At 66.1% G+C, this 24,656-nt stretch carries 19 protein-coding genes; 11 read left to right on the top strand and 8 right to left on the bottom strand.

The annotated features are described in order from the left end of the window. Nucleotides 1–100: 100 nt before the first annotated feature. The gene (locus tag JLDANKMP_RS03445) at nucleotides 101–2,857 is read right to left on the bottom strand and encodes a TonB-dependent receptor (protein ID WP_212560538.1); all 2,757 of its coding nucleotides are present in this window, start codon (nucleotides 2,855–2,857) and stop codon (nucleotides 101–103) included. A gap of 251 nt (nucleotides 2,858–3,108) precedes the next feature. Next, nucleotides 3,109–5,160: a glycoside hydrolase family 97 protein gene (locus tag JLDANKMP_RS03440; protein WP_212560660.1), complete on the bottom strand. Its 2,052-nt coding sequence runs from the start codon at nucleotides 5,158–5,160 to the stop codon at nucleotides 3,109–3,111. Nucleotides 5,161–5,397: 237 nt separating this feature from the next. On the opposite strand from JLDANKMP_RS03440, the gene JLDANKMP_RS03435 reads away from it, so the two are divergent. The 6 genes from JLDANKMP_RS03435 to JLDANKMP_RS03410 all read left to right on the top strand — a co-directional run bounded on the left by JLDANKMP_RS03435 (nucleotide 5,398) and on the right by JLDANKMP_RS03410 (nucleotide 12,217). Then, complete coding sequence (locus JLDANKMP_RS03435; RefSeq protein ID WP_212560537.1) at nucleotides 5,398–7,590, top strand: Six-hairpin glycosidase-like protein; 2,193 nt, start codon at nucleotides 5,398–5,400, stop codon at nucleotides 7,588–7,590. Beyond that, nucleotides 7,587–9,074: an MFS transporter gene (locus JLDANKMP_RS03430; RefSeq protein ID WP_005412548.1), complete on the top strand. Its 1,488-nt coding sequence runs from the start codon at nucleotides 7,587–7,589 to the stop codon at nucleotides 9,072–9,074. Before JLDANKMP_RS03435 ends, JLDANKMP_RS03430 begins: the two co-directional genes overlap by 4 nt. After that, a complete protein-coding gene (locus JLDANKMP_RS03425) occupies nucleotides 9,074–10,789 on the top strand; it encodes an alpha-amylase family glycosyl hydrolase (RefSeq protein ID WP_212560536.1) in 1,716 nt (571 codons plus the stop codon). The genes JLDANKMP_RS03430 and JLDANKMP_RS03425 overlap by 1 nt, the downstream gene beginning before the upstream one ends. Nucleotides 10,790–10,910: 121 nt before the next feature. Next, nucleotides 10,911–11,297 (top strand): SseB family protein, encoded by a 387-nt coding sequence (locus JLDANKMP_RS03420; RefSeq protein ID WP_024956961.1) that lies wholly within the window; start codon nucleotides 10,911–10,913, stop codon nucleotides 11,295–11,297. A gap of 150 nt (nucleotides 11,298–11,447) precedes the next feature. Beyond that, entirely contained in the window at nucleotides 11,448–11,912 is a 465-nt protein-coding gene (locus JLDANKMP_RS03415) for a GNAT family N-acetyltransferase (RefSeq protein ID WP_212560535.1), read from the top strand. Continuing rightward, nucleotides 11,909–12,217, top strand: coding sequence for a hypothetical protein (locus JLDANKMP_RS03410; protein ID WP_212560534.1), 309 nt, complete (start codon nucleotides 11,909–11,911; stop codon nucleotides 12,215–12,217). The genes JLDANKMP_RS03415 and JLDANKMP_RS03410 overlap by 4 nt, the downstream gene beginning before the upstream one ends. On the opposite strand, the gene JLDANKMP_RS03405 is transcribed toward JLDANKMP_RS03410, so the two are convergent. The 4 genes from JLDANKMP_RS03405 to JLDANKMP_RS03390 form a co-directional block, all read right to left on the bottom strand. Continuing rightward, on the bottom strand, nucleotides 12,207–12,608 hold the full coding sequence (locus tag JLDANKMP_RS03405; RefSeq protein ID WP_343237735.1) for a hypothetical protein: 402 nt from the start codon (nucleotides 12,606–12,608) through the stop codon (nucleotides 12,207–12,209). The two genes, JLDANKMP_RS03410 and JLDANKMP_RS03405, sit on opposite strands and share 11 nt — an antisense overlap. Nucleotides 12,609–12,754: 146 nt before the next feature. Then, on the bottom strand, nucleotides 12,755–16,339 hold the full coding sequence (locus JLDANKMP_RS03400; RefSeq protein WP_212560533.1) for a M1 family aminopeptidase: 3,585 nt from the start codon (nucleotides 16,337–16,339) through the stop codon (nucleotides 12,755–12,757). A 12-nt stretch (nucleotides 16,340–16,351) separates the two neighbouring features. After that, nucleotides 16,352–17,254, bottom strand: coding sequence for an ABC transporter ATP-binding protein (locus tag JLDANKMP_RS03395; RefSeq protein ID WP_049459132.1), 903 nt, complete (start codon nucleotides 17,252–17,254; stop codon nucleotides 16,352–16,354). Nucleotides 17,255–17,383: 129 nt separating this feature from the next. Further along, the gene (locus JLDANKMP_RS03390; protein WP_012479391.1) at nucleotides 17,384–18,415 is read right to left on the bottom strand and encodes a LacI family DNA-binding transcriptional regulator; all 1,032 of its coding nucleotides are present in this window, start codon (nucleotides 18,413–18,415) and stop codon (nucleotides 17,384–17,386) included. Nucleotides 18,416–18,707: 292 nt separating this feature from the next. On the opposite strand from JLDANKMP_RS03390, the gene JLDANKMP_RS03385 reads away from it, so the two are divergent. The 5 genes from JLDANKMP_RS03385 to JLDANKMP_RS03365 all read left to right on the top strand — a co-directional run bounded on the left by JLDANKMP_RS03385 (nucleotide 18,708) and on the right by JLDANKMP_RS03365 (nucleotide 23,443). Continuing rightward, nucleotides 18,708–19,289: a single-stranded DNA-binding protein gene (locus tag JLDANKMP_RS03385; protein ID WP_024956969.1), complete on the top strand. Its 582-nt coding sequence runs from the start codon at nucleotides 18,708–18,710 to the stop codon at nucleotides 19,287–19,289. Nucleotides 19,290–19,491: 202 nt separating this feature from the next. Further along, nucleotides 19,492–20,397, top strand: a complete 906-nt coding sequence (locus JLDANKMP_RS03380) for a TIM barrel protein (RefSeq protein WP_212560532.1) — start codon at nucleotides 19,492–19,494, stop codon at nucleotides 20,395–20,397. A gap of 27 nt (nucleotides 20,398–20,424) precedes the next feature. Next, nucleotides 20,425–22,110 (top strand): GMC family oxidoreductase, encoded by a 1,686-nt coding sequence (locus JLDANKMP_RS03375; protein ID WP_212560531.1) that lies wholly within the window; start codon nucleotides 20,425–20,427, stop codon nucleotides 22,108–22,110. Then, nucleotides 22,110–22,685, top strand: coding sequence for a gluconate 2-dehydrogenase subunit 3 family protein (locus tag JLDANKMP_RS03370; protein WP_212560530.1), 576 nt, complete (start codon nucleotides 22,110–22,112; stop codon nucleotides 22,683–22,685). Before JLDANKMP_RS03375 ends, JLDANKMP_RS03370 begins: the two co-directional genes overlap by 1 nt. Next, nucleotides 22,685–23,443, top strand: a complete 759-nt coding sequence (locus JLDANKMP_RS03365) for a DUF1080 domain-containing protein (protein WP_212560529.1) — start codon at nucleotides 22,685–22,687, stop codon at nucleotides 23,441–23,443. The genes JLDANKMP_RS03370 and JLDANKMP_RS03365 overlap by 1 nt, the downstream gene beginning before the upstream one ends. A 30-nt stretch (nucleotides 23,444–23,473) precedes the next feature. Here the strand turns inward: JLDANKMP_RS03365 and JLDANKMP_RS03360 are convergent, their stop codons facing one another. Together JLDANKMP_RS03360 and JLDANKMP_RS03355 are read right to left on the bottom strand one after the other, a co-directional pair. Continuing rightward, nucleotides 23,474–23,770 (bottom strand): cytochrome c, encoded by a 297-nt coding sequence (locus JLDANKMP_RS03360; RefSeq protein WP_012479397.1) that lies wholly within the window; start codon nucleotides 23,768–23,770, stop codon nucleotides 23,474–23,476. Nucleotides 23,771–23,788: 18 nt separating this feature from the next. Further along, on the bottom strand, nucleotides 23,789–24,652 hold the full coding sequence (locus JLDANKMP_RS03355; protein ID WP_212560528.1) for a sugar phosphate isomerase/epimerase: 864 nt from the start codon (nucleotides 24,650–24,652) through the stop codon (nucleotides 23,789–23,791). Nucleotides 24,653–24,656: the final 4 nt, after the last annotated feature.

Below are 24,656 nucleotides of genomic sequence, written 5' to 3'. Positions count from 1 at the left end.
TGCCTGCGCAGCGGGTTTCCGGTCCTGCTCCCTGTTATCTGTTGCCGGCCAGCGGCCGGCACTACCGGGTCCGGGCTGCCGGGCAGGGCCCGGCGCTACCTCAGAACTTGTAGTTCACGCCCAGCATGTAGGTGCGGCCCCATTCGATGTACTCCAGCGGGCGGTCCTTGCTGCCGGCGTAGGTGCGGTACGGCTCGTTGGTCAGGTTGCTGCCCTGCAGCAGCAGGGTGAGACCGCGCAGGGTGCTGCTGTCGCTGAAGGTGTAGCTGATCTGCGCGTCGGTCACGTTTTCGCCCACCACGTAGCGCAGGCTGCGGTTGCCGTTGAAGTTGCCGATCTCGCCGATGAAGTCCGAACGGCGGCGCTGGCTGACGCGTGCTTCAAAGCCACTGCGCTCGTAGTAGGCGGTGAAGTTGTACACGCGCTTGGACAGGCCCGGCAGGCTGATCGGGTCACTGCCCACGCTGGACGCGCTTTCCGGATCCAGGATGGTGATGTCGCTCTTGTTGAAGGTCGCGCTGGCCTGCACGCCGAAGCCACGCAGGCTGTCGGTCAGCATGTCCAGCGGGAACGATGCGGTCAGCTCCAGGCCCTTCAGCGTGCCGCCCTTGCCGTTCTGCGGCGCGGAGAAGGTGCCGGTGGTCAGCACCGGTGCGGTCATGCCCGGCGGCGGTACGTAGCTGCCCAGCAGCGCGGTGAAGTCGTAGTTGTCCACCGACTGGGTGTAGACGTAGCTCTTCAGGTCCTTGTAGAAGATCGCGGCGGCCACGTAGGCCTTCTCGCCGAAGTACTTCTCATAGGACAGGTCCAGTGCGGTGGCGCGCCACGGGTCCAGCAAAGGGTTGCCGCCACTGCCACCGGGGCGGCCGGTGCCGGTATCCACGCCGAACTCCAGGCCGGCACGCATCTGGTCCACGCGCGGCCGCGCAACCTGCTTGGCGGCGGCAAAGCGCAGCGTCTGCTGGTGCGGGAACATGAAGGCCAGGTTCAAGCTCGGCAGCCAGTCGTTGTACTTGCGGCCTGCGGAGTAGGGCTGGATGTTGCTGCCAGCCGGCTGCGAGCTGTCCCAGTAGCGCGAATCCGAGCTCTGGTCGGTGTGCTGCATCTGCACGCCGATGTTGCCGCGCACGCCTACCACGCCGATGTCGGTGTTGATGTTCAGGCGCGCCCACGCGGTGGTGATCTTTTCCTGCACCGTCCACGACTTGGGAATCAGGTAGTCCAGGTTGTCGACCGGGTTGAAGGTCATGTAGCGACCGACCGCGGCCGGCACGTTCCAGGCCGGGATGGTGCCGAGGCCGGCGAAGCTCAGGTCGACCGGGCGGTACTGCAGGTCCGAGGCGATGTTGGCATCACCCTGTGCACCGAGCAGGATGTTGCCTTCGGACTGGGTCTTCACCTTGCGGCGGTCGGCATAGTTCACGCCGATGTCGAGGTCTGGCGCCCACGAGGCAATGGCCTCGGGCAGCGCAATCGTCGCGGCCAGCTTGCCGCCCTTCAGGCGGTCTTCCACCTGCGGCACCTTGCCGTAGCCGGAACCGTAGATGGTGTTGGTCAGGAACAGCGCGTCGGGATTGGAGTAGTTCAGGCCCGGGCTGATCTGCGAGAAGCCGTTCTGACGGATCGACACGCCGACCGTGTCCAGCTGCGGCATCGGGGTCAGCTGCAGGTTGTTTTCCAGGTTCAGCTCAGCGCGCGTGGCCTTGGAGTAGTTCAGGTCGGCGACCAGCTTGACGCCGCCGAAGTTGAACTCGTTGTTCCAGCCGAACGCATCGATCTTGTCCTTGCGCTTGTTGTACATGCCGCGCACCAGCGGATACACGCCGCTGGCGGTGCCGCCGGTGAACGAGCCGTTGGCGTTGATCTGCGGGTTGCTGACCAGCAGGCCCGGGGTGTAGTTGCCGTTGTAGTTGCTGAGGTTCAGCTCGAACTGGTTGGCGGTGTCGATCTGCTCGGCTTCGGTGTGGAACGCATCGAAGGTGCTGGTCCAGCTGTTGTTCGGCCGGAACTGGATCGTGGCCATCACGCCGTCGCGCTTGTTGTTGCCGGTGCGGCGCAGCGCCTTGATGCCATCGGAGAAGTAGGTGCCGGCGCCCACGCCCGGGCGCTCGCCCTTGTCGGTGTGTTCGGTGGTCCACGGTTCGTACAGGCCGACCTGGTTCTCCTGGATCGGCATGTCGCTGTGCGCGTAGCCGATGGCAATGCCCAGGGTCTTGTCCAGGAACTGGTCGATGTAGCTGGCGCTGAAGCGGTTGCCGTACGGATCGACGTTGGCGGCGCGGCCCAGCGAACTCTTCTGGTAGCGGCCGCTGACCGCGATCACGCGCTCGCCAAAGCTGAGCGGGCGTGCAGTCTGCATGTCGATGGTGCCCGACAGGCCCTGGCCGACCAGCGCCGCGTCCGGGGTCTTGTAGACGGTCACGCCGTTGACCAGCTCGGACGGGTACTGGTCGAACTCGACACCGCGGTTGTCGCCGGTGCTGACCACTTCACGGCCATTGAGCAGGGTGGTGGCGAAGTCCGGCGACAGGCCGCGCACGCTGATCACCTGCGCACGGCCGGCCACGCGCTGGGCGGCCAGGCCGGGCAGGCGCGAGATGGATTCGGCGATGCTGACGTCGGGCAGCTTGCCGATGTCTTCGGCGGAAATCGCCTCGACCACCGAGGTGGCGTCCTGCTTGACCGCGATCGCGTTCTCGATGCCGCGGCGGATGCCGGTGACCTGCACCGTATCCAGGTTGGTGGCGGCGGTGGTGGCCGGCGTGGTGGTGCTCTGCGTGGACTGTGCCGACGCCAGCGTTGGCGCCAGCACAACGGCCAGCGCGAGACTCAGCGCACTGCGCTTGTGGTTCAACATTTTCCCCTCCCAGGCAATGTTGCAGATCGATTCGTGAACGTCCCGGCGGTGCCGTGAACGTGCGACGCGGTGGCCGCTGTCGTCGCCGCTATGGTAGGCAGCGCATTCTTCGCGGGAATCACCCTGCATACGTATTCAATGGCGTTTGCAGGGGTGTAATCGCTTTCAGATCCTGCTTGCGGTGGTGCCGGCCAGCGGCCGGCAATCACGTTCACCGGCTTGCCGGCCAGCGGCCGGCACTACCGGGGCATTCAAAGCGGTGTGAAACGAATGGCCTGCCCACCGCCCGGTGCCAGCACCAGCGTCAGTGCATCGGCGCTGGTCACCTCGCGGGTTTCGCGCGCGAACGCGAACGGATTGCTGCGGAAATCGGCGCCTTCGCCATCGCGGTAGATCTCGGCGCGATAGCGCACGCCTGGCTCCAGGAAGCCCAGCGATACCGGCAGCACGCGGCCGTGTTCGTCGGTGATGCTGCCGAGGAACCAGTCGCGGCTGTTGCGGTCACGGCGCACGATCGTCACGTAGTCGCCCACTTCGCCATCGAGCACGCGGCTCTGCTCCCAGTCCACCGCCACGTCCTCGATGAAGCGGAACGCCTCGCGGCGCTGCAGGTAGTGCTCGGGCAGGTCGGCGGCCATCTGGATCGGGCTGTACAGCACCACGTACAGCGCCAGCTGGCGGGCCAGCGTGCTGGGGATGGCCTGGCCGTGGCGGCCCTTCAGGCTGAGGATGCCGGGGGTGTAATCCATCGGCCCGGCCAGCATGCGGGTGAACACCAGGTTGACCTCGTGCTCCGGCGGGTTCGGCGGCTGGCCCCAGGCGTTGTACTCCATGCCGCGCGCGCCTTCGCGCGAGATCCAGTTGGGGTAGGTGCGGCGCAGGCCGGTGTCCTTGATCGGCTCATGCGGGTTCACCGACAGGTGCCGGCGCGCAGCCTCCTGCACCACCTTCAGGTGATGGCGGGCCATGAACTGCCCGTCGTGCCACTCGCGCCACAGTGGGCCCCCCGTGGGATTGCGGCGGTCGACCTGGCCATCGTCGCAGACGTAGCCGGTCTTGAACTGGTCCACGCCCAGCCGTGCGTACAGGTCCAGCGCGGCGCCCAGCTGGTCCTCGTAGTGCTCGATGGCGCAGCCGGTTTCATGGTGGCCGATCAGGTGCACACCCTTTTTCAGGCCATATGCCGACAGCGCTTCAATGTCGAAATCGGGCGTGGCCCGGGTGAAATCGAAGTCGTAGCCGTTGCCCACCCACATGCCGTCCCACCCCGGGTTCCAGCCCTCCACCAGCACGCCGCGGAAGCCATGCGCGGCGGCGAAGTCGATCACCTTCTTCGTCTTGGCGGTGGTGGCCGCGTGCTTCGGCCCTGTCGCCCAGCTCTCGTTGTCCAGGTGCATCGACCACCACACGCCGAGGTACTTGGCCGGCTTCACCCAGCTCACATCACCCAGCGCATTGGGTTCGTTGAGGTTGAGGATCAGGTCCGATTCGACCAGGCCACCGGCACGGTCGGCGATCTGCAGCGTGCGCCACGGCGTGGCGAAGGGCAGGGTGCGGCGCACCTTCCAGCCTTCGGCCGAGGGCGACAGCTGTGCGCGCAGGCGCTGGCCTTCGGTACGGCGCAGCCACATGCCGGCGTAGTCCACCAATGCGGCCTCGTGGATCGCCAGGTGCAGGCCATCGCGACTGCGCAGGGTCATCGGCGTATGCACCAGCGGCACCTCGCGCAGCGGGGTGCGCTGGTACAGGTATTCGTAGTGGATCGGCTCGCCGGCGGGAATCCACCAGGCGGTTGATTCGGGCGCGATGGCGAACTCGGTCAGTTCGTCTTCGATGATCGCCTCGTGCAGGTTCGGCTGTTCGGGGAACACATAGCGGAAGCCGAGGCCATCGTCGTAGACGCGGAACACCACATCCAGCCGCCGCTTGCTGCCGGTGGTTTCGGCCAGCTGCACGGTCAGCTCGTTGAAGTGGTTGCGGGTGAGCCGGCGCTCGCCCCACGGCTGCTCCCAGCGGTCATCGACGCTGCGCCGCTGCTGGCCCAGCAAGGCGAAATCGCGGTCCAGGCGACCGTCACGCAGGGCGAAGCCGAGCTTCGAATCCTCCACCACGGGCTCGCCGAAACGCTCGACGCGATAGCGGGCGGTGCCGCCGTCCAGCACGAGGCTGACCTTGAGTATCTTGCCCGGTGACTCGACGCTGGCCACCTGTGGCGCGGCCTGTGCCAGCGTGGCCAAGGCCAGCAGGGCCAGGCCGAGCAGGTGCGCGATTGCCGCGCGTACAGCAGTGGGTGACATCGGCAGTTCCCCTCCCAAGGCGCCGTTGGCAGACCCGGACCATAAGCCAGTGCGGCAGGCGCGCTACCGCGTGGCGCCATGAATACGTATGCAGCTGGACGCAGCCGACAGCCCCGCGTCTACCATGGGGCCAAGGCACCTTGAGGGAGGGGCCGCGCCCGCCCGCCGGCAACGACGGTGCGGACCTACAACGCGTGCAGAGAGGGAGGGAGGCCGACGGGCGCAAGCCGGTCCGCCGCTTCGATGCTGAAGATCATTTGCCTGACCGCTGCCCTGGGGGCAGCGCTGGGATCGACCGCGCAGGCGGCCGACCTGCAATTCGACGGCCGCCATGCGCGCGCCGAAGCCGCTGCCAACGGCGGCTTTGTTCTGCATGCGCCGAAGGGCGCAGTGCAGATCGCAGCCGCACCGATGCGCAGCCAGACCGGCAGCGTGATGTTCGACGCGTTGTTCGCGCTGGCCCAGCAGGAGATGGACCAGGACCGCGTGGACGCGATTCGCGATCCCGCATTCGACGAAGGCCGACCGGTGCCGTGCGAGTGCTTCCAGACCGGCGCGCGCTGGCCCTATGTGTGGACCCGCGATGTCAGCTTCGCCGCCGATCTGGCGCTGGCGCGGCTGGACCCGGAGCGCACCCGGCAGTCGCTGCAGTTCAAGCTGTCGGCGGCGCGCGACGGGCACACGCCCGGCCTGTTCGTGGCGCAGGACACCGGTTCCGGTGGCAGCTGGCCGATCAGCAGCGATCGCGTGGTGTGGTTCCTGGCGGCACGTCATCTGCTGGAGGATCGCGCGTTTGCCGACCAGGTCTGGCAGGCGTTGCAGGGCACGCTGGCGCAGGACCGCGCAATGGTGTTCGACGCGCAGGTGGGCCTGTACCGTGGCGAGACCTCCTTCCTGGACTGGCGCGAGCAGACCTATCCGGACTGGACCCGCGAGGACGTGCGCTTCATCGGTGATTCCTACGCACTGTCCACCAACGTGCTGCACTACCAGGCACTGCGCCTGGCCGAACGCCTGGCCGGCCAGCACGGCGACGCCCGCGCGGCCGACTACAAGGCGTGGGCCGATGCGTTGGCGCAGCAGATCGATGCGCGCTTCTGGCGCGAGGATATCGGCCAGTACATGAGCTACATCGGCGAAGCCGCGCACCCGGTGCCGTACGCCAAGGTCGATCTGCTTGGCCTGTCGCTGGGCATCCTCGCCGGGGTGCTGCCGCCCGAGCGCGCGCGGCGTGCACTGGCTGCCTACCCGATGGGGCCGGCCGGCAGCCCGGTGGTGTGGCCGCAGGAAGCGCAGCAGCCGATCTACCACAACCGCGCGATCTGGCCGTTTGTCAGCGCCTACTCGCTGCGTGCGGCGCGGCAGCTGGACGATGCGCCGCGCATCGCCGCCGAGATCCGCTCGCTGATGCAGGGCGCCGCGCTGGCCGGTTCCAACATGGAGAACTACGAGCTGGTCAGCCAGGCGGTGCATGTCGAGGAAGGTGCGCTGAGCGGCCCGGTGGTCAATTCCGAACGCCAGCTGTGGTCGGTGGCCGGCTATCTGTCGATGGTGGTCGAGGGTGTATTCGGCGTGCAGGATGATGGCCGCGTGCAGCCCAAGCTGCCGGCCGCGCTGGTGCCCGAACTGTTCGGCACGCAGCGCAGCATCAGCCTGGAAGTCACTGGCAAGCGCTATGTGCTGGAGCGTCCGCAGAGCGTGGGCGATGGCTTGCTGGTGGCGGGCAGGACCACCACGCGCGGCACGACCACCACGGTGCAGCTGGTGACTGCCCCGGCAGCAACAGGCTTCGCTGCCACGACTGCGGATGCCAACGCGCGTGCGCCCGCAACACCGGCGGCACCGCAGGCCCTGCGCAGGGGCACGGGTTGGAACGTTCCGGTGCAAGCCGGGCAGGTGCTGTGGAAGGACGGCAGGGCCGTCGTCGCCAGCAATGGCCAGGTGCAGATCAGCGACGATGGGCTGCAGCATTGCCTCAGCCTGACCCGACGCGAAGGCGCGTTGGAATCGCTGCACAGCCCAATGGTCTGCGTCGGTCCGCAGCAGGTGCTGAAGGGTGCGCAGCGCTGGCAGTTCGCTTCGGCCAAGGCCGGGCAGGTGCGCCTGCGCCTGCAATATCGAAACCCGAACGGGCCGATCAACACGGGTGTGACCACCGCGGTGAAGCGGCTGGTGCTGCAGTGCCCGGGCCAGCCGTTGCAGCGGCATACGGTCACGCTGCCGCACAGCGTGGCCGTGCAGGACTCGACCTCGACAACATTCATGGTGCCAAAGGGGCAGTGCACGGTCGCGCTTGAAGAGGGCTTCAACATGAGCGCGCTTGAACATTTCGCGCACTACACCGGTGGCAAGGGCGGCCGCGAGGGCGTGCTCAACCAGGCCCAGGTGCAGGCGCTGACGGTGGCGCCGGTGGCGATGGAAGAGGGTGCACGATGAATCGTCCCGCCAAACCGCAGCTGTCGTTCTGGCAGATCTGGAACATGTGTTTCGGCTTCCTCGGCATCCAGTTCGGGTTCGCCCTGCAGAACGCCAACGCCAGCCGCATCTTCGAGACGCTGGGTGCGGACATCGACGCGGTACCAGGGCTGTGGATTGCTGCGCCGCTGACCGGCCTGCTGGTGCAACCGGTGATCGGTTACCTGTCCGACCGCACCTGGACCCGCTGGGGTCGTCGTCGTCCGTACTTCATGATCGGTGCGGTGTTGACCACGCTGGCGCTGCTGGTGATGCCGAACTCGCCGACGCTGTGGATCGCGGCCGGCACGCTGTGGGTGCTGGACGCTTCGATCAACGTATCGATGGAACCGTTCCGTGCCTTCGTCGGCGACCAGCTGGCGCCACGCCAGCGTCCGGCCGGCTACGCGATGCAGAGCTTCTTCATCGGCGTGGGCGCCATCGTCGCCAGCTTCCTGCCATTCATCCTGGCCCACTTCGGCGTTGCCAACACCGCGTCCGCCGGGGAAGTGCCCGACACTGTGCGTTATGCGTTCTACTTCGGCGCGGTGGTGCTGCTCGCGGCGATCACCTGGACGGTGGTCAGCACCCGCGAATATTCACCGGCGGAGCTGGCCGGGTTCGATGATGCCGAGCCACCGGAACATCACGCGGCGGCCGCGATCAACGGCCCGGCTTCATGGACGCGGGTGACCCTGTGGCTTGGGTTGGGTGTGTTGTTGGCGCTGCTGATCACCTGGCGGCAAGGCGACAGGATGCTGTACGTGCTGGCCGGCCTGTGCGCCGGCTACGGCCTGCTGCTGGCGGCGGCGCGCGCGCTGCCGGCCACGCATATGCTGGCCGCCATCGTCGGCGACCTGCGCGCGATGCCGGTCACCATGCGCCGCCTGGCGTGGGTGCAGTTCTTCTCGTGGTTCGCGCTGTTCGCCATGTGGATCTACACCACCGCTGCGGTGGCCGGTACCCACTTCGGTTCGACCGATCCACAGTCGGCCGCCTACAACGAAGGTGCCAACTGGGTGGGCGTGCTGTTTGGCGCCTACAACGGCTTCGCTGCGCTGGCGGCGGTGCTGATTCCGCCGATGGTGCGTGCGATCGGCCTGCGCTGGAGCCACCTGGTCAACCTGTGGCTGGGCGGTGCCGGCCTGGTCTCGCTGATGTTCATCCGCGACCCGCACTGGCTGCTGCTGTCGATGGTGGGTGTGGGCTTTGCCTGGGCCTCGATCCTGTCGTTGCCGTATGCACTGCTGTCCGACAGCGTGCCGGCGTCGAAGATGGGTGTGTACATGGGCATCTTCAATTTCTTCATCGTGATTCCGCAGCTGGTGGCGGCCAGTGCGCTTGGCTTTGCCCTGCGCGCATGGCTGGGTGGCCAGCCGATGCATGTGCTGGTGCTGGGCGGCTGCAGCCTGTTCCTGGCCGGCCTGTGCGTGCTGCGGGTTCCGTCCCGTCCGGAGGTGGTGTGATGCGTGGTGTCCTGGCTGTTGCTGTTTCCCTTGCCCTGTTCGCCGGCGAGGCCGCGGCCGCGCCGCGCCCGGACTACGTCGGCACCACCGAGCCGTTCGCCAGCGATGCGGTGTACTTCGTGGTCACCGACCGCTTTGTCAACGGTGATCCGTCCAACGACCATCGTGACCAGGGTGGCGCGCACCGCACCTTCGATATCCCGGTGCCGTGCCCGGACAAGGTGGACGGCAACATCGGCTATCTCGGCGGCGACTTCCGTGGCGTGCTCGACAATGCGCAGTACATCCGCAACCTGGGCTTCGGTGCGGTGTGGATCACGCCCATCGTCGACAACCCGGACGAGGCCTTTACCGGCAGCAAGCCGATCAGCTGCACCAGCACGCTGACCGACCGCGGCAAGACCGGTTACCACGGCTACTGGGGCATCAATTTCTACAAGCTCGACGAGCATCTGCCGAGCAGGGACCTGGACTTCGCCGGGCTGACCAAGGGCCTGCACGGTGCTGGCCTGAAGGTGGTGCTGGATATCGTAGGCAACCACGGTTCGCCGGCCTGGACCATGCCGACACGGCAGCCGCAGTTCGGGCAGATCTTCGACAAGGACGGAAAACTGATTGCCGACCACCAGAACCTGCCGCCGCAGAAACTGGATCCGAAGCACAACCCGTTGCACGCGTTCTACAACAACATCGGTCCGGTCGACAGCAAGGACGGCTCGATCTTCGACGGCAACCTGGCCGAGCTGTCGGACTTCAACCAGGACAATCCGGCGGTGATGGACTACCTGGTCGGCGCCTACCTGCAGTGGACCGCGCAGGGCGTGGACGCGTTGCGCATCGACACCATCGGCTGGCTGCCACACCCGTGGTGGCATGAATTCGTCAAGCGCATCCGCGCCGAGCATCCGGGCATGTTCATGTTCGGCGAAGCGTTCGACTACGATGCCGCGCGCATCGCCGAGCACACCTGGCCCGCCAACGCGAACGTGAGCGTGCTCGATTTCCCATTGCGCGGCGCGCTGGAGCAGACCTTCGGCACCGCCGCCAAGGGCTTCGAAACCCTGGCCGAGCCGCTGCACCTGAGCGGCGGACCGTACGCCAACCCGTACGAGCTGATGAGCTTCTACGACAACCACGACATGCCGCGCCTGCAGGCCAGCGACGATGGCTTCATCGATGCGCACAACTGGCTGTTCACCGCGCGCGGCATTCCGGTGGTCTATTACGGTTCGGAGACGGGCTTCATGCGTGGCCGTGCCGAGCATGCCGGCAATCGTGCGTACTTCGGCCAGCCGCGTGTGGATGCGGCGCCGAAGAGCCCGATCTTCGTGCCGCTGCAGCGTATCGCCAGGCTGCGCGAAGCCACCCCGGCGCTGCAGCGCGGCCTGCAGGTGAACGAGCGCCTGCAGGGCGATGAGGCAGTGTTCTTCCGCGTGCTGCAGCATGGCGAGGTGGCGCAGACCGCGCTGGTGCTGCTGAACAAGGGCGACCAGGCCAGGACTCTCACCGTGGCGCGTTTCGTCCAGTCCGGCCGCTGGCGCGATGCGCTGGACGGCGGTTCGTTGCAGGTGAACGGTCCGCTGAAGGCCGACGTGCCCGCGCACGGCGTGAAGGTCTATGTGCTGGACGCTGCCGTGCAGCAGCCGGCGCTGCAGGCCGAGCTGGACAAGGCGATGGCCGACCAGAAGGCGCGGGACCAGCGTCTGGGGCGGTAGTGCCGGCCGCTGGCCGGCAGCCCCGGATTCCGGGTATCTGCAGGTGCCGGCCAGTGGCCGGCACTACCGGGTTTGGCCGCATCCGGCACAATAGGCACCCCTCACGCCCCGCCGTATCGCCATGACCGACCTCGCCCCGCAGACCCCGATCGAAACCCTGCTGAAGGCGGCGATGGACGGGGCGGTGCCGATCCGCGCCTTCATGGAGGCCTTCGTCGCTTCCGAGGTAGTGCTGCTGACCGGCAGCCTGGTCACCCCGGACGGCAGCGGCTTCGACCCGCTGCTGTTCGACAAGCAGGGCACCCTGCATGTGGCGGTGTTCACCGAGCCGTCGCGGGTGGGCGTCTACAGCCAGCAGGCCGAACACCAGATCCGCTGGCTGATGCTGGACGTGCTGCGCCGCGTGCCGGGTGGCTACGGCGTGGTGATCAACCCGGGTACTTCGCTGGGCTTTGAGATCTCGCCCAGCGGCGTTGGCGAGATCCTGAAGGACTTCGCCCAGGGCTGAGTTGCCGTCGCGCCATTTGTAGCGTCGAGCCATGCTCGACTGCCTTTCGCGCATGGCCTGATGTGTCGAGCATGGCTCGACTTTACAGAAGGCTTCCCTTCGGGCGCCGTCCATGATCCCCTTGGGTGACATCGGGATCGAGGCATTGCCATGGAATTCAGGGGACTACCCGCCGACGCACCGGAACGGCAGCAATTGGCCCAGTGGTACCACGCGGAATGGGGCCAGGACGCCGGCCTGACAGTGGAACAGGAACTGCAGCGGCTCAATCCGCCACAGGATGCCGAAGGTTTCCCGCACCTGATCGCCGCATTCGATGACGGTCAGGTGGTTGGCGCAGTCCAGCTCAAGCGGCGGGAAATGCAGGCGTTCCCACAGTACGAACATTGGCTGGGCAGCGTGTTCGTGGCCGACAGCCATCGCGGGCGTGGGCTGGCTGGCGCGCTGGTGGAGCAAGCAGCGGCGCAGGCGGTGCGGATGGGGGTTTCCGATCTCTACCTGCAGACCGAGGCCCTGGATGGTGGGCTGTACGCGCGGCTGGGCTGGAAGCCGCTGCAGGAAGCCGACAACCGCAGCTATCGCGTGCTGGTGATGGTGCGCAGGTTGGCCGCATGAGCGTATCCACGGCACGCCATTCCCGCTCGGCCCTGATCTTCCTGATCGCGGCGATCGCTGCCGCGCTGGTGTCCATGCCCCTGCTGCGCGCGGTGGGCATGGTGCTATGGCCGGTGTTCGTCATTGCCTGGCTGATCAACCTGGGCGCGGCCTGGCATCTGGCCAAGTGGGCGCGCCAGCAGCGCCGTTCGGCATGGGCGTTCGGGTTGCCGGCGGCGCTCGGTACCGTCGCCTCGATCGTGGTCTTCGTGCTGCTGGCGTTGCTGGGGCCGAAGGCCAGGCCTCAGCCGGAAATCACCGGCTGAGTGCTTCGTTCCACTCGTTCCACAGGACACCATCCACGGCGGTGAGCAATGTCTGCTGGACCTCGATCAGCGTGTTCATCTCATCCAACACCGCCTCCAGGTCGGTGATTGAGATCTCGAATCTGGCCGCGCACTGGCTCATGGCATGTACGTGTTCGGTGCCATGCGCTAGCTCGATGGCTTCCTGGAGGACATGGGGCGCGTCGTTGAGAGAGAGCCGCAGGCGAACGTCTTCATCGCCCGTAATGAGAACACTGTTCCCACCCAGCTCCAATTCGAGCTCAAGACCACAGTCGGCCAATACCTCGGCTGCCCAGTTCAGTGATGCGGAGATTCCGTGTGCGGCGAAGTAGATATGGCTGGATGTCATCGCGGCCTCTCGAAGGTTCACGGAGAGTATCGCTTGCCTTGAAATGGAATCTGGTGGTGTCCCTGCATCTCTGGCCAATCAGGACTTTAAATGACGCAATTGGGCGTGGCATGTCGTTTCTGTCTGCAGCAGTGATGCCAGCCATTTGACCGGCACCACCGCATACCTCACATCGTTACCTTGCGCCGGTTGTCATCGCTCACCCGGTCGATCAGCTTGTTGTACGGGTCGAAGCCCGCTTCATCCGGCTTTTCGTCCACCGTTACCGTGATCTTCGGATCGGCGCTGGTGATGTGGTGGCGCTGCAGGTACAGCACCTTCTGGTCGCGCTCCTTGCCGGACGGCCCATTGGCGAACACGCCGACCTCGACCCAGTCATCCATCTTTCCGTCGCTCTCCTTGCCCTTGCCGTCGGCGTACTGCTTGGCGGCGTGCAGGTCCAGGGTCACGTCGTAGCGGCCGTCATCGCGCTTGCGGGCGCTGGCGGCCATCACGCGGTTGTCGTAGAAGCTGATCTTCTCGAACAGGTCGGTGACCAGCTGCTGGCGGTCGGCCGGGGTCTCGGCACGGAGGTAGTCCAGCAGCTCGCGTGAGGTGGTGTACGGCGGTTGCTGGTACCCCTTGTCCTGCAGGAAGCGCTTCAATGCGCGGTTAAGCGCCTGCTCGCCGATCTCCTCGCGCAACCGGTAGAACACCAGCGAACCCTTCTGGTAGTGGATGTACTGCTGGTTCTCCACACGTTCCAGCGGCTGTTCCTCGATGGCCTCGCCGCCGCGGCCGGACAGGTAGCCGTCCAGCTCGCGCTTGAGGAACTGGCGCATGTGCTGGCGGCCGTACTCCTGCTCCATCACCATCAGTGCCGAATACTGCGACAGCGATTCGGACAGCACCGTCGCGCCCTGCACGTTGGCACCGATCACCTGGTGCGCCCACCACTGGTGTGCGATCTCGTGCGCGGTTACGTAGAAAACGTAGTCCACCTTGTCCGGGTCACGCAGGTCGGCGATGAAACCGATGGCCTCGGAGTAGGGGATGGTGTTGGCGAACGACTGCGCGAAGCGCGCATAGCCCGGGAACTCGATGATGCGCACCTGGCGATGCTGGTACGGGGTGAAGTTCGCTTCGTAGTAGGTCAGCGACTTCTGCACCGCTTCGATCATACGGTCCACGTTGTAGCCGTGCGCCGGGTCGAAGTAGACCTCCACCGGGATGTTCTTGTACTTCGCCCTGCGCACCTCCCAGCGTGCCGACAGGTAGGCGTAGAAGTTCAGCATTGGCCGGTCCATGGCGTAGCTGAAGCAGCGCCGGCCATTTACCGTGGTCTCCTTCAGAAGGTAGCCCGGCGCCAACGCCACCTGGTCCGGTGCCGTGCAGACCGTGGTGCGGAAGTCGAGCCAGTCAGCATCGTTGGCTATGTACGTGTTGGCACGCGCGGCTTCGTCTTCCAGCTTGGGAATGCGCCGCGGCTCACCCAGGTTGCGCTTGCGCCGCTCGTTGCGGTCGCTGATCTCGGCGCCTTCGTTGTAGCCGAACGACGGCAGTACACGGCTGTTGAAGAAGGTGCCGTTGTCGACGATGTTGCTTGGTGCCTGGCCCGCGGTGATGCCGTTGGGCTTCTGCACCACCCGGAAATGCACGCTGCGGGTTTCACCCGGTTGCAGCGGTTTCTGCAGGCGGTAGATGCGGTAGCCGAGATCGGCGTCATGCATCGAAAGTGTCTGCCCACCCAGGTCGACCGCGACCAGCTGCTTGTCATCGCCCATCGAGACGTGCACGTCCTGGATCGGCGTGGCTTGGGTATTGCGCACCGTCCAGTTCGCATCGATCACCATCGACTGCGATTCGGGGAACAGGTCCACGCGGTTGTCCACGGCGACGATGCGCGGCTGCGGCAGGTTGCGGTACTTCGACAGCTCGCGCTCGTAGCGGGCCTGCAGGTCCAGCTGTTGATCCGGGGAAAGGAACTCGTTGCGGATGTTGGTGCTCCAGTACAGCCAGCCGCCCACGCCGACGAACGCCACTGCTGCCAGCGCTGCAAAGGCACCGGTCGGGCCGCGCAGGCGACGGCCGGCCAGGGCCAGGCGCTGGCGCAGGCTCTGGCTGACACCTCGTACCCAGAAGGCCGACGCCAGGCACATCAAGGTCAGCAGGAACAGCGCCCAGTAGCCCTGGAACGCCAGCTGCCCGGTCAGGAAGTGGCCGTAGCCGTTCATGTCCGAATAGGGCGCGTTGGGCCAGCTGCCGAAGTTGTACAGGTTCTGCGTGTAGTCGAGCAGGCCGAGCACGCCCTGGCCGATCATCACCACGATCAGCAGCGCATAACCGACGAACTTGTTGTTGGTGAGCACCTGCAGCACCAGCGCCAGGCCCCCCATCAGGATGTAGACCACCGAATCCAGCGCCAGGCTGCGCAGGTAGAGCAGCGGCTCCAGATGCGTGTAGCCCTTGGCCAGCTGCACGCCCATTGCCGCCAGCGCGCCGGCGGCCTGGAAGCAGACGATTACCGCCAGCAGTGCGGTGAACTTGGCCAGCAGCGGCACCCAGTTCGGCACCGGCATGGCATCGGTCACTTCATTGATGCGCGCACTGCGTTCCTTCCAGACCAGCTCACCGGCGAAGAACAGCACGATGATCACCAGCAGCCAGCTGAAGGCCCCCTGCAGGCCCATGATCATCTGCGAGGTGACCGGCCAGATCGAGGTGCCGTACAGGGTCTGCCGGAACAGCGCGCTGGGCAGGAAGTTGGCCAGGCCCAGTACCAGCAGCACGATGAACGGCACGCTTCGCAGGACGCCGCGTGTATCGAAGCGGACCTGGCGCAGGAACTGCTGCCACGCGGTGGCGGCAGTGAACGCCGGTACCACGCGCGGCAGTGTCGCGCGGCTGGGGCGGACCACGCTGGCATCGGCAGCCGGTTGCGCCTGTCTGCGGCCCCAGCGCCGACGGCCACTGCCGCTGCGTTCGGTGCGGAACAGCGCGAAGGTGGCGGCGAACAGTACGGCAGCCACGCCCAACCACAGGGCGCGGTTGGCCAGCAGGTAACCGGCCAGCTCGGGAATCCCGTTGTTGCGCTCGGCGGTGGACCAGTAGCGGATCGTGCGGCCCAGTGCCCGCATGCCCAGCGGTTCGCTCAGCACCGCGATCCACGTGTTGTCGATGTCGCGCAGCAGGGCCGCGCTGGCGCCATACAGCACCAGGTAGGCCACCAGGCCGATGTAGACCCACAGGATCGAGCGGGTCAGCGCCGCCAGCAGCGACAGCAGCGCGGTGGTGAACAACAGGTTGGGAATGACGATGACTGCGAACGTCCACGCATAGCCCTGCCAGCTGATCGGGCCCATGCGCTCGGGATCGACCCAGGGCATGAACGGCGCCAGCCACAGGCCGAACGCGATCAGGATGTAGACCAGCAGCCCGGCCGCCAGGGCGGCAGCGATGCGCCCGGCCAGGTAATCGCGGCGCTTCACCGGGCTGGCGAAGATCAGTTCGGCAGTGCCGAGTTCGAAGTCACGCAACAGCGCGTTGCTGACGAACAGCGCGGTGACCAGCATGCCGAGCAGGGTGAAGATGCCCAGCATCTGCGCGATCACGGTGGGCGCGTTGCTGTGCACGTTGCCGGTGCCGCCACCGATCTGCACGGCGTCGCTGGACGCGGCGGCGAAGGCAAGCAGGGCGAACAGCCCGGCCAGCAGCCACAGCAGCGGGGATCGCAGCTGCTCGCGCAGCTCGAAGCGGAAGAAATTGAAGATCATGGCGTGCTCCGCTCAGGCTGCCGCGCGGGCACGGGCCTGCAGGCGCAGGCGCTGGAAGTACACATCCTCGAGGTCGGGAGCCACGGCCGCGAAGCCGTCGCCAGGGTCGTTGGCGCTGTGCACGTGGATCACCGGGCGACCACCGACCAGGCGGGTGGACAGCACCACGTAGCGTGCCTCGTGGTCGGCCAGTTCCGAAGGATCAACCTGCTTGCGCCAGACCTGCTGCTGCAGGGCGTCGATGGCATCGGCCGGGCGCCCGGTCAGCAGCACCTGGCCTTTGTTCATGATCGCCATCGTCGGGCACAGGTCGGTCACGTCCTCGACGATGTGGGTGGAGAGGATCACCGCCACGTTCTCGCCGATCGCCGCCAACAGGTTGAGGAAGCGGTTGCGTTCTTCCGGGTCGAGGCCGGCGGTGGGTTCATCGACGATCACCAGCCGCGGGTCGCCCAGCAACGCCTGGGCAATGCCGAAGCGCTGGCGCATGCCACCGGAGTAGGTGCCCAGCTTGCGCTTGCGCGCGTCCCACAGGTTCACCTGCTGCAGCAGCCCATCGACCACCTCGCGGCGCTGCGCGCGCTGGGTCAGGCCCTTGAGCACGGCGAAATGTTCCAGCAGGTCCAGCGCGCTGACTTTCGGGTACACGCCGAAATCCTGCGGCAGGTAGCCCAGCCGGCGGCGCACCGCGTCCTTGTCGCGCAGCACGTCGATCGGCGCCTCGCCTGGAATGCTGAGCGTGGCCGTTCCGCTGTCGGCCTCCTGCAGGGTGGACAGCGTGCGCATCAGCGACGACTTGCCGGCGCCGTTGGGGCCGAGCAGGCCGAACATGCCGCGCGGGATATCCAGGTTGACGTTGTTGAGCGCATGCACGCCGTTGGCGTACGTCTTGGACAGCGAATCGATCTTCAGCATGTGACGTACACCTTTCCATGGGCGATGTCTGCGCGTTATCCGCGCATCAGCCTCCGTGCGCATCCGCCGTTGGTCATGGGGGGAGAATCCGGCCGTCGTGCGTTGGTAGGGGCGCCGGCCCTGCGGTGCCTACCCGCGCAGCGACGATTCCCGCACCACCAGCTTCACCGGGATGCTCTGGCTCTCCACCGGCTGCCGGCCGATCAGCGCCAACAGGCGTTCCACCAGCAGCTGCCCAGCCTGCTTGGTGTCCTGCTGCACGGTGGTCAGCGCCGGGGACACCGAAGCCGCCAGCGGGATGTCGTCAAAGCCGGTCACCGCCACGTCCTGCGGCACCCGCAGGCCGGCCTCGCGCAGGGCGCGCATCGCGCCGATGGCGATCAGGTCGCTGGCGGCGCAGATCGCATCGATCGGTTCACCGCGTGCCAGCAGCGCCTGGCAGGCTTCCTGGCCCGACGCCTCGGTGGTGATCGCATCGTGCTGCAGTGCCGGTTCGGCGGCCAGGCCGTGGTCCTGCAGGGCCGCGACATGGCCGCGGTAGCGCTCCTGGAATTCGGGGTAATGGCTGGAGGCATGGCCGAGGAAGGCGATGCGGCGGCAGCCCTGCTGTAACAGGTGGGTGGTGATGTCATGCCCGCCCTGGAAGTTGTCGCTGCCGATCGACACGCCCGGCTGGCCGGGCAGGGCGGCGCCCCAGCGCACGAAATGCGTGCCCTGTTCAACCAGCCGCTGCAGGCGATCGCGCGATTCGTGGTAGTCGCCGTAGCCGAGCAGGATGATGCCGTCGGCTTTGTTGCTGTCCTCGTAATCGGCCTGCCAGTCGGTGGACAGCTGCTGGAACGAGACCAGCAGGTCCTGCCCGTGCAGGGCGCAGGCGCGGGTGATCGAGCCGAGCATCGAATGGAAGAACGGGTTGATCAGCGAGTCGTCGTTGGTCGGGTCCTCGAAGAACAGCAGGGCCAGGGTGCCGGCATTGCGCAGGCGCAGGCTGGAGGCGTTCTTGTCGACCTTGTAGTTCAGCTCGCGGGCGATGCGCAGGATGCGCTCGCGGGTCTCGGCGTTGACCATCGGGCTGCCACGCAGGGCCCGCGACACGGTCGGCTGGGAGACCCCGGCCAGGTGGGCGATGTCCAGGGAGGTGGCTTTGCCTTTGATCGTCATGGGAACGCGGGAGGGGGCAGGGGGAGGAGCTTGGGCATGATGCCATGGGCAGACGCCAATGCCCCTCCGGATGTCCACCGAAGCGAGGGTAAGTCATTGCCGGACAAGGAAATCAGTTCAATCCTCCTGCGCGGCCGGGGTCTTCTGACCGGGCGGATGGCGGCGGCAATGCTAAGATGCATCGTTCTCGCATTCCCCCAAATTTCAACAGGGGCGGCCTCGCCTACTGCACCCCCGCCCGGGGCTGTGCTATCACTGGCGGTCTGCCCCTGGACAACGGACGAAGGTACCTATGGCGCGCGGCATCAACAAAGTCATCCTGGTCGGCAATCTCGGCAACGACCCGGACGTGAAGTACACCCAGGGCGGCATGGCGATCACCCGCATCAGCCTGGCCACCACCAGCGTCCGCAAGGACAAGGATGGCAACCAGCAGGAGCGCACCGAATGGCACCGCGTGGTGTTCTTCGGCAAGCTCGGCGAGATCGCCGGCGAGTACCTGCGCAAGGGCAGCTCGGTCTACGTCGAAGGCAGCCTGCGCTACGACAAGTACACCGGCCAGGACGGCGTGGAGAAGTACTCCACCGACATCATTGCCGATGAAATGCAGATGCTGGGCGGCCGCGGTGAAGGCGGTGGCGGCGGCGGTGGTGGCAACTACGGCGGCGATCGTCCGCAGCGCCAGCAGGCTCCGCGCCAGGAGTATGGCGGCGGTGGTGGCGGTGGCGGCCAGCGTGGTGGCCAGGGCGGTGGCTATGGCAACCAGGGCGGCAACCAGGGCGGCGGTTACGGCAACCAGGGTGGCAACCAGCGTCCGCAGCCGCAGCAGGCGCCGCCGATGGATGACTTCGCTGACGACGATATTCCGTTCTGATCGAACGCTCGTTCGCAGCAGAAAAGAAAGCCCCGCTCATGCGGGGCTTTTCTTTTTGCGCGATGCCATCTGCGTTGTGCCTCGCACCATCAGTTTTTCGTGCACCGCGACTTGCAAACAGACAATTTCCTCCCCTATGGTGCAATCGATTGCATTGCTGTGAATCGTTGCGTTTGATACCGGTTGGGAGGCCGGAAGGTGGATGTCCATCCATTCGATCAGACCGGCTCCTTCGAGGGGGCTCACGCGGCGCGATGCGCTGCGCATCGCAGTTGCCGGCAGCATTGGCCTGGGGGCCGCGACAATCGCGGGCGCATTGCCCGCATTCGCCGCCACGGCGCCACTCAAGGGCAACCTGAAGCATTCCGTCGCACGCTGGACCTTCCCGCAGCTGTCCGTTGCCCAGCTCTGCACGACGGTGAAGGACATCGGCTTTGCCGCGATCGACCTGGTCGGCCCGGAAGACTGGCCCACGCTGAAGGCGAATGGCGTGTACAGTTCGATGTGCAACGGCGCGGAACTGGGCCTGACCAAGGGCTTTGCCGGCCGCGAGTTCCACGACCAGCTGGTGGAACGCTACACGCGGCACATCGATCTGGTCGCCGATGCCGGCTATCGAAACCTCATCTGCTTTTCCGGCAACCGCAACGGTATGGACCCGCAGGACGGCATGGCCAATGCCGAGGCCGGGCTCAAGCGCATCCTCGGGCATGCAGAGAAGCGCGGCGTGGTGCTGGTGATGGAGCTGCTCAACTCCAAGGTCGATCATCGCGACTACCTGTGCGACCACTCCGCGTGGGGTGTGGAGCTGTGCCAGCGGCTCGGCTCGGACAATTTCGGCCTGCTCTACGACGTCTACCACATGCAGATCATGGAGGGCGACATCATCGCCACCATCGGCAAGCATCACGCCTGCTTCAAGCACTACCACACCGCAGGCGTGCCCGGCCGGAACGAGATCGGAGACCAGCAGGAGCTCCACTATCCAGCCATCTGTCGCGCGATCCGCGACACCGGTTTCAAGGGGTATCTGGCGCAGGAGTTCACGCCTGCAGCGCCCGATCCCGTTGCCTCATTGCGCGAGGCGATCCGCCTCTGCGACGTCTGAAACGATATCCACCCAGGTGAGAAACCCATGGCAGATAATCACTACGACGCCATTGTTGTTGGCTCGGGAATCAGTGGCGGTTGGGCGGCGAAGGAGCTGACCGAGAAGGGCCTGAAGGTCCTGATGCTGGAACGCGGGCGCAACATCGAGCACGTCAAGGACTACGTCAACGCGATGAAGGAGGCGTGGGATTTCCCGCACCGCAACCGGCCAACGCAGGCGATGAAGGCCGCCTTCCCGGTGCTGATGCGCGACTACGGCCTGGCCGAGAACCTGGAAGGGATGTGGGCCAACGAGCAGGACTCACCCTACATCGAGACCAAGCGCTTCGACTGGTTCCGTGGCTACCACGTCGGTGGTCGTTCCTTGATGTGGGGGCGGCAGAGCTATCGCTTCTCCGATCTGGATTTCGAGGCCAACCTCAAGGACGGCATCGCCACCGACTGGCCGATCCGCTATGCCGACATCGCGCCGTGGTACGACCATGTAGAGAGGTTCGCCGGCATCGCCGGCACGCGCGAAGGACTGGACGTGCTGCCGGACGGCGAGTTCCTGCCGCCGATTCCCTTGAACATCGTCGAGAAGGACGTGGCCGCGCGCATCAAGAAGGCCTTTGGCGGAACGCGGCACATGATCCACTCGCGCACCGCCAACATCACCCAGCCGATGCCCGAGCAGGGGCGCGTGAACTGCCAGTACCGCAACAAGTGCATCCTGGGCTGTCCCTTCGGTGCCTATTTCTCGACCCAGGCGGCGACGCTGCCAGCGGCGATGAAGACCGGCAACCTGACCTTGCGGCCGTTCTCGATCGTCAAGGAAGTGCTCTACGACAAGGATCGCAAGCGTGCGCGCGGCGTGGAGGTCATCGATGCCGAGACTGGGCAGACCTACCAGTACACCGCCAAGGTCATCTTCCTCAATGCATCGTCGTTCAACTCGACCTGGCTGCTGATGAATTCGGCCACCGACGTCTGGGACGGCGGGCTGGGCTCTTCGTCCGGCGAGTTGGGGCACAACGTGATGGACCATCATTTCGGTGCGGGCGCCTCGGGCCGGGTCGAGGGCTACGAAGACAAGTACTACTTCGGCCGCCGTCCGTGCGGTTTCTACATTCCGCGCTTCCGCAACGTCGCGGCCGACAAGCGCGGCTACCTGCGCGGTTTCGGTTACCAGGGCGGTGCCAGCCGCACCGGCTGGTCGCGCGAGATCGCCGAGCTCAACATCGGCGCCGATCTGAAGGAGGCACTGACCGTGCCGGGTGACTGGCGCATCGGCATGACCGGGTTCGGTGAAATGCTGCCGCACCACGACAACACGATCCGCCTGGACCACGACCGCAAGGACAAATGGGGACTGCCGGTGCTGGCGATGGACGTGTCCATGCGCGCCAATGAACTGGCGATGCGCAAGGACATGGCCGCCGACGCGGCCGAGATGCTGGAGGCGGCCGGCGTCAAGGACGTAAAGATGCACGACAACGACTATGCCCCGGGCAAGGGCATCCACGAGATGGGGACCGCACGCATGGGACGTGATCGGAAAAGCTCGGTATTGAATGCGCACAACCAGGTCTGGGATGCACCCAATGTCTATGTGACCGACGGTGCCTGCATGACCTCCAGCGCCTGCGTGAATCCCTCGCTGACCTATATGGCGCTGACCGCGCGCGCGGCCGACCATGCGGTACGCGAACTGAAAGCGGGGAACCTCTGATGGATCGCCGCGAACTGTTGAAGATGATCGTTGCCGCTACCGGAGCGGCCATGGTTGGCCTGCCTGCGCTGGTGCATGGCAAGGTGCCGGCTGCCGGGGCGATGCCCGCGTTCTCCGATGCCGACATCGGCATGCTGGACGAGATCGCCGAAACCATCCTGCCGCGGACAAGGACGCCCGGGGCCAAGGACGCGGGTGCCGGTGCGTTCATGGCGACGTTCGTCAGCGACTGCTACACCGCCCGGCAGCAGGCGACGTTCCGCGCCGGCCTGGCCGACATCGACACGCGCGCCGGTGGCCGTTTCGTATCGCTCACGCCGGAAGCCCGCACCGGGTTGCTGCGAACGCTGGACGCCGAAGCCAAGGCACGCAATGCCGACGTGACCGAGACCGGCACTCCCGAGGAAGGCGAGGCCATGCCGCATTACTTCACGATGATCAAGCAGCTGGCCATCTTCGGCTTCTTCACTTCAAAGGTCGGGGCGACCGGTGTGCTGCAGTACGTCGCCGTGCCGGGCCGCTACGATGGTGACCTGTCCTATGTCCCCGGTACGCCCGCGTGGGGGACCAGCTGATGGACGCCACCCTGATGATCCGCCCTGCGTTGATCACGGCCGGCCTGCTGGCCGCTGCATCTGCATTCGCTCAGGACGGCGCCGACGCTGCGCGTGACCCGAAGAAGACCGAAGTGTGGACGCCCGTGCCCGCAGTCGTGGCCACGCCGGCAGGCAAGGCGCCGTCCGACGCCATCGTGCTGTTCGATGGCCAGGATGTCTCGGCGTGGGAGGCAGAGCAGGGCGGGCGCGTGCCCTGGACGGTTGCCGATGGCGCCATGACCGTCGTTCCGGGCAGCAAGGGCATCCGCACCCGGCAACGCTTCTGCGATGTCCAGCTGCATGTCGAATGGCGTACCCCCACCGAGACGAAGGGCTTCGACGGCCAGAACCGGGGCAACAGCGGCATCTTCCTGCAGGAACTGTATGAGCTGCAGGTGCTCGACAGTTACAACAACCCGACGTATGCCAACGGCCAGGCGGGTTCGATCTACAAGCAGGCCATGCCACGGGTGAACGCCTCGCGCGCACCGGGCCAGTGGCAGGTCTACGACATCATCTGGAAGGCACCGCGCTTCTCGCAGGGCGGCGGCCTGACGTCGCCCGCGCGCATCACCGTGCTGCACAACGGCGTACTCGTGCAGGACGACACCGTGCTGGCAGGCAGGACCGAGTACATCGGTGCGCCTTCGTACGCACCCCATGCGTGCGCGCCGCTCTATCTGCAGGAGCATGACTCCAGAGTCAGCTACCGCAACATCTGGGTGCGCGAACTGTAGCGGCACGCGGCCGGCGTGGTCGCCGGCCGCCTACTTCGCCAGATAGCTGGCGAGGTCGTCGATCTCCTGCTGCGACAGCTGGGCAAAGGGCGGCATCAATCCTCCGCCCTTCCTGATCTTGTCCTTGACCTGGGCGGGCTGAAGCCGCTTGCCGACGTCGGTGAGCGCCGGGAAGGTAGGCGGTACGCCGGCGCGTTCAGCACCGTGGCAGGCAGTGCAGTGCTGGGCATAGAGTTTCGCGCCGGCGGCAGGATCGTCCTTGGCCCGGGCTGCCGTTGAAGTGCTCATGCCGCCCAGAGCCAGGGCCAGGGCCAGGATCATCTTCATGTGGGGCTCCTTGATGCGTCAGCGCCGTGCACGGGTGGGCACGTTGGCGGGCAGGTGTTCACGCAGGTAGTCCGCGCCGGTCTGGATGACCTTGGCCGGGTCGCGTGGCTGGTCGTGTTCGACGATGTACCACTGCACCTTGGCCGCCGCAGCGGCGGGCAGGATCGCGTTCCAGTCCAGCACGCCCTGGCCCACCGCGGCGAATCCGCCTTCATCCTGGGCCTGGCCCTTCGGCGCATTGTCCTTGGCGTGCACCGCAAACACGCGTCCACGGAATTTTCCCAGCATCACCGCCGGGTCCAGGCCCGCGCGTGCAACCCAGGCCAGGTCCAGCTCGGTCTGCAGGTCGGGCCCGGCCGCTGCGAACAGCAGCTCCAGCCCGGTCTGACCGTCGAAGTCGGCCAGCTCGAAATCGTGGTTGTGATAGGCCAGGCGCATGCCCTTGCCGCGCACCTGCTTGGCGATGCGGCCCAGCTCCTTGCCCAATGCGGTCCAACCCGCGGCATCGGTTGGGCGGTCCTTCTGGTCCAGGTAAGGCACCACCAGCGTGCTGTTGCCGATCGAGCGGTTGAAGGCCACCACGCCATCCAGGTTGTCGCGCAGCTCGGCCAGTGGCACGTGCGACGAAACCGCCTTGATCGAATACCGGTCCAGCAGCTGCTTGAGTTCGGTGGCGCTGGTGTTCTGCGTACCGACCGTTTCCACCGCACGGACGCCCGCGTCGTGGACGATCTTCAACTGCTGATCGAGCGAGCCTGCATTGCGCAGGGTGTACATCTGCACCGCGATCGGCTTCTGCGTGGTGGCGGCTTCGCTCGCGAAGGCGGGCAGGGCAGCGAGCAGCAGGATGAGACTTGCACTTCTACGGAAAAGAGCTTTCATCAAC

Origin of the sequence: Stenotrophomonas sp. PE591, from assembly GCF_018320795.1 — a bacterium.
Classification (GTDB): Bacteria; Pseudomonadota; Gammaproteobacteria; order Xanthomonadales; family Xanthomonadaceae; genus Stenotrophomonas; species Stenotrophomonas maltophilia.
Note: the sequence above shows the minus strand (reverse complement) of the source record. Positions and strands in the feature narration are given on the sequence as shown.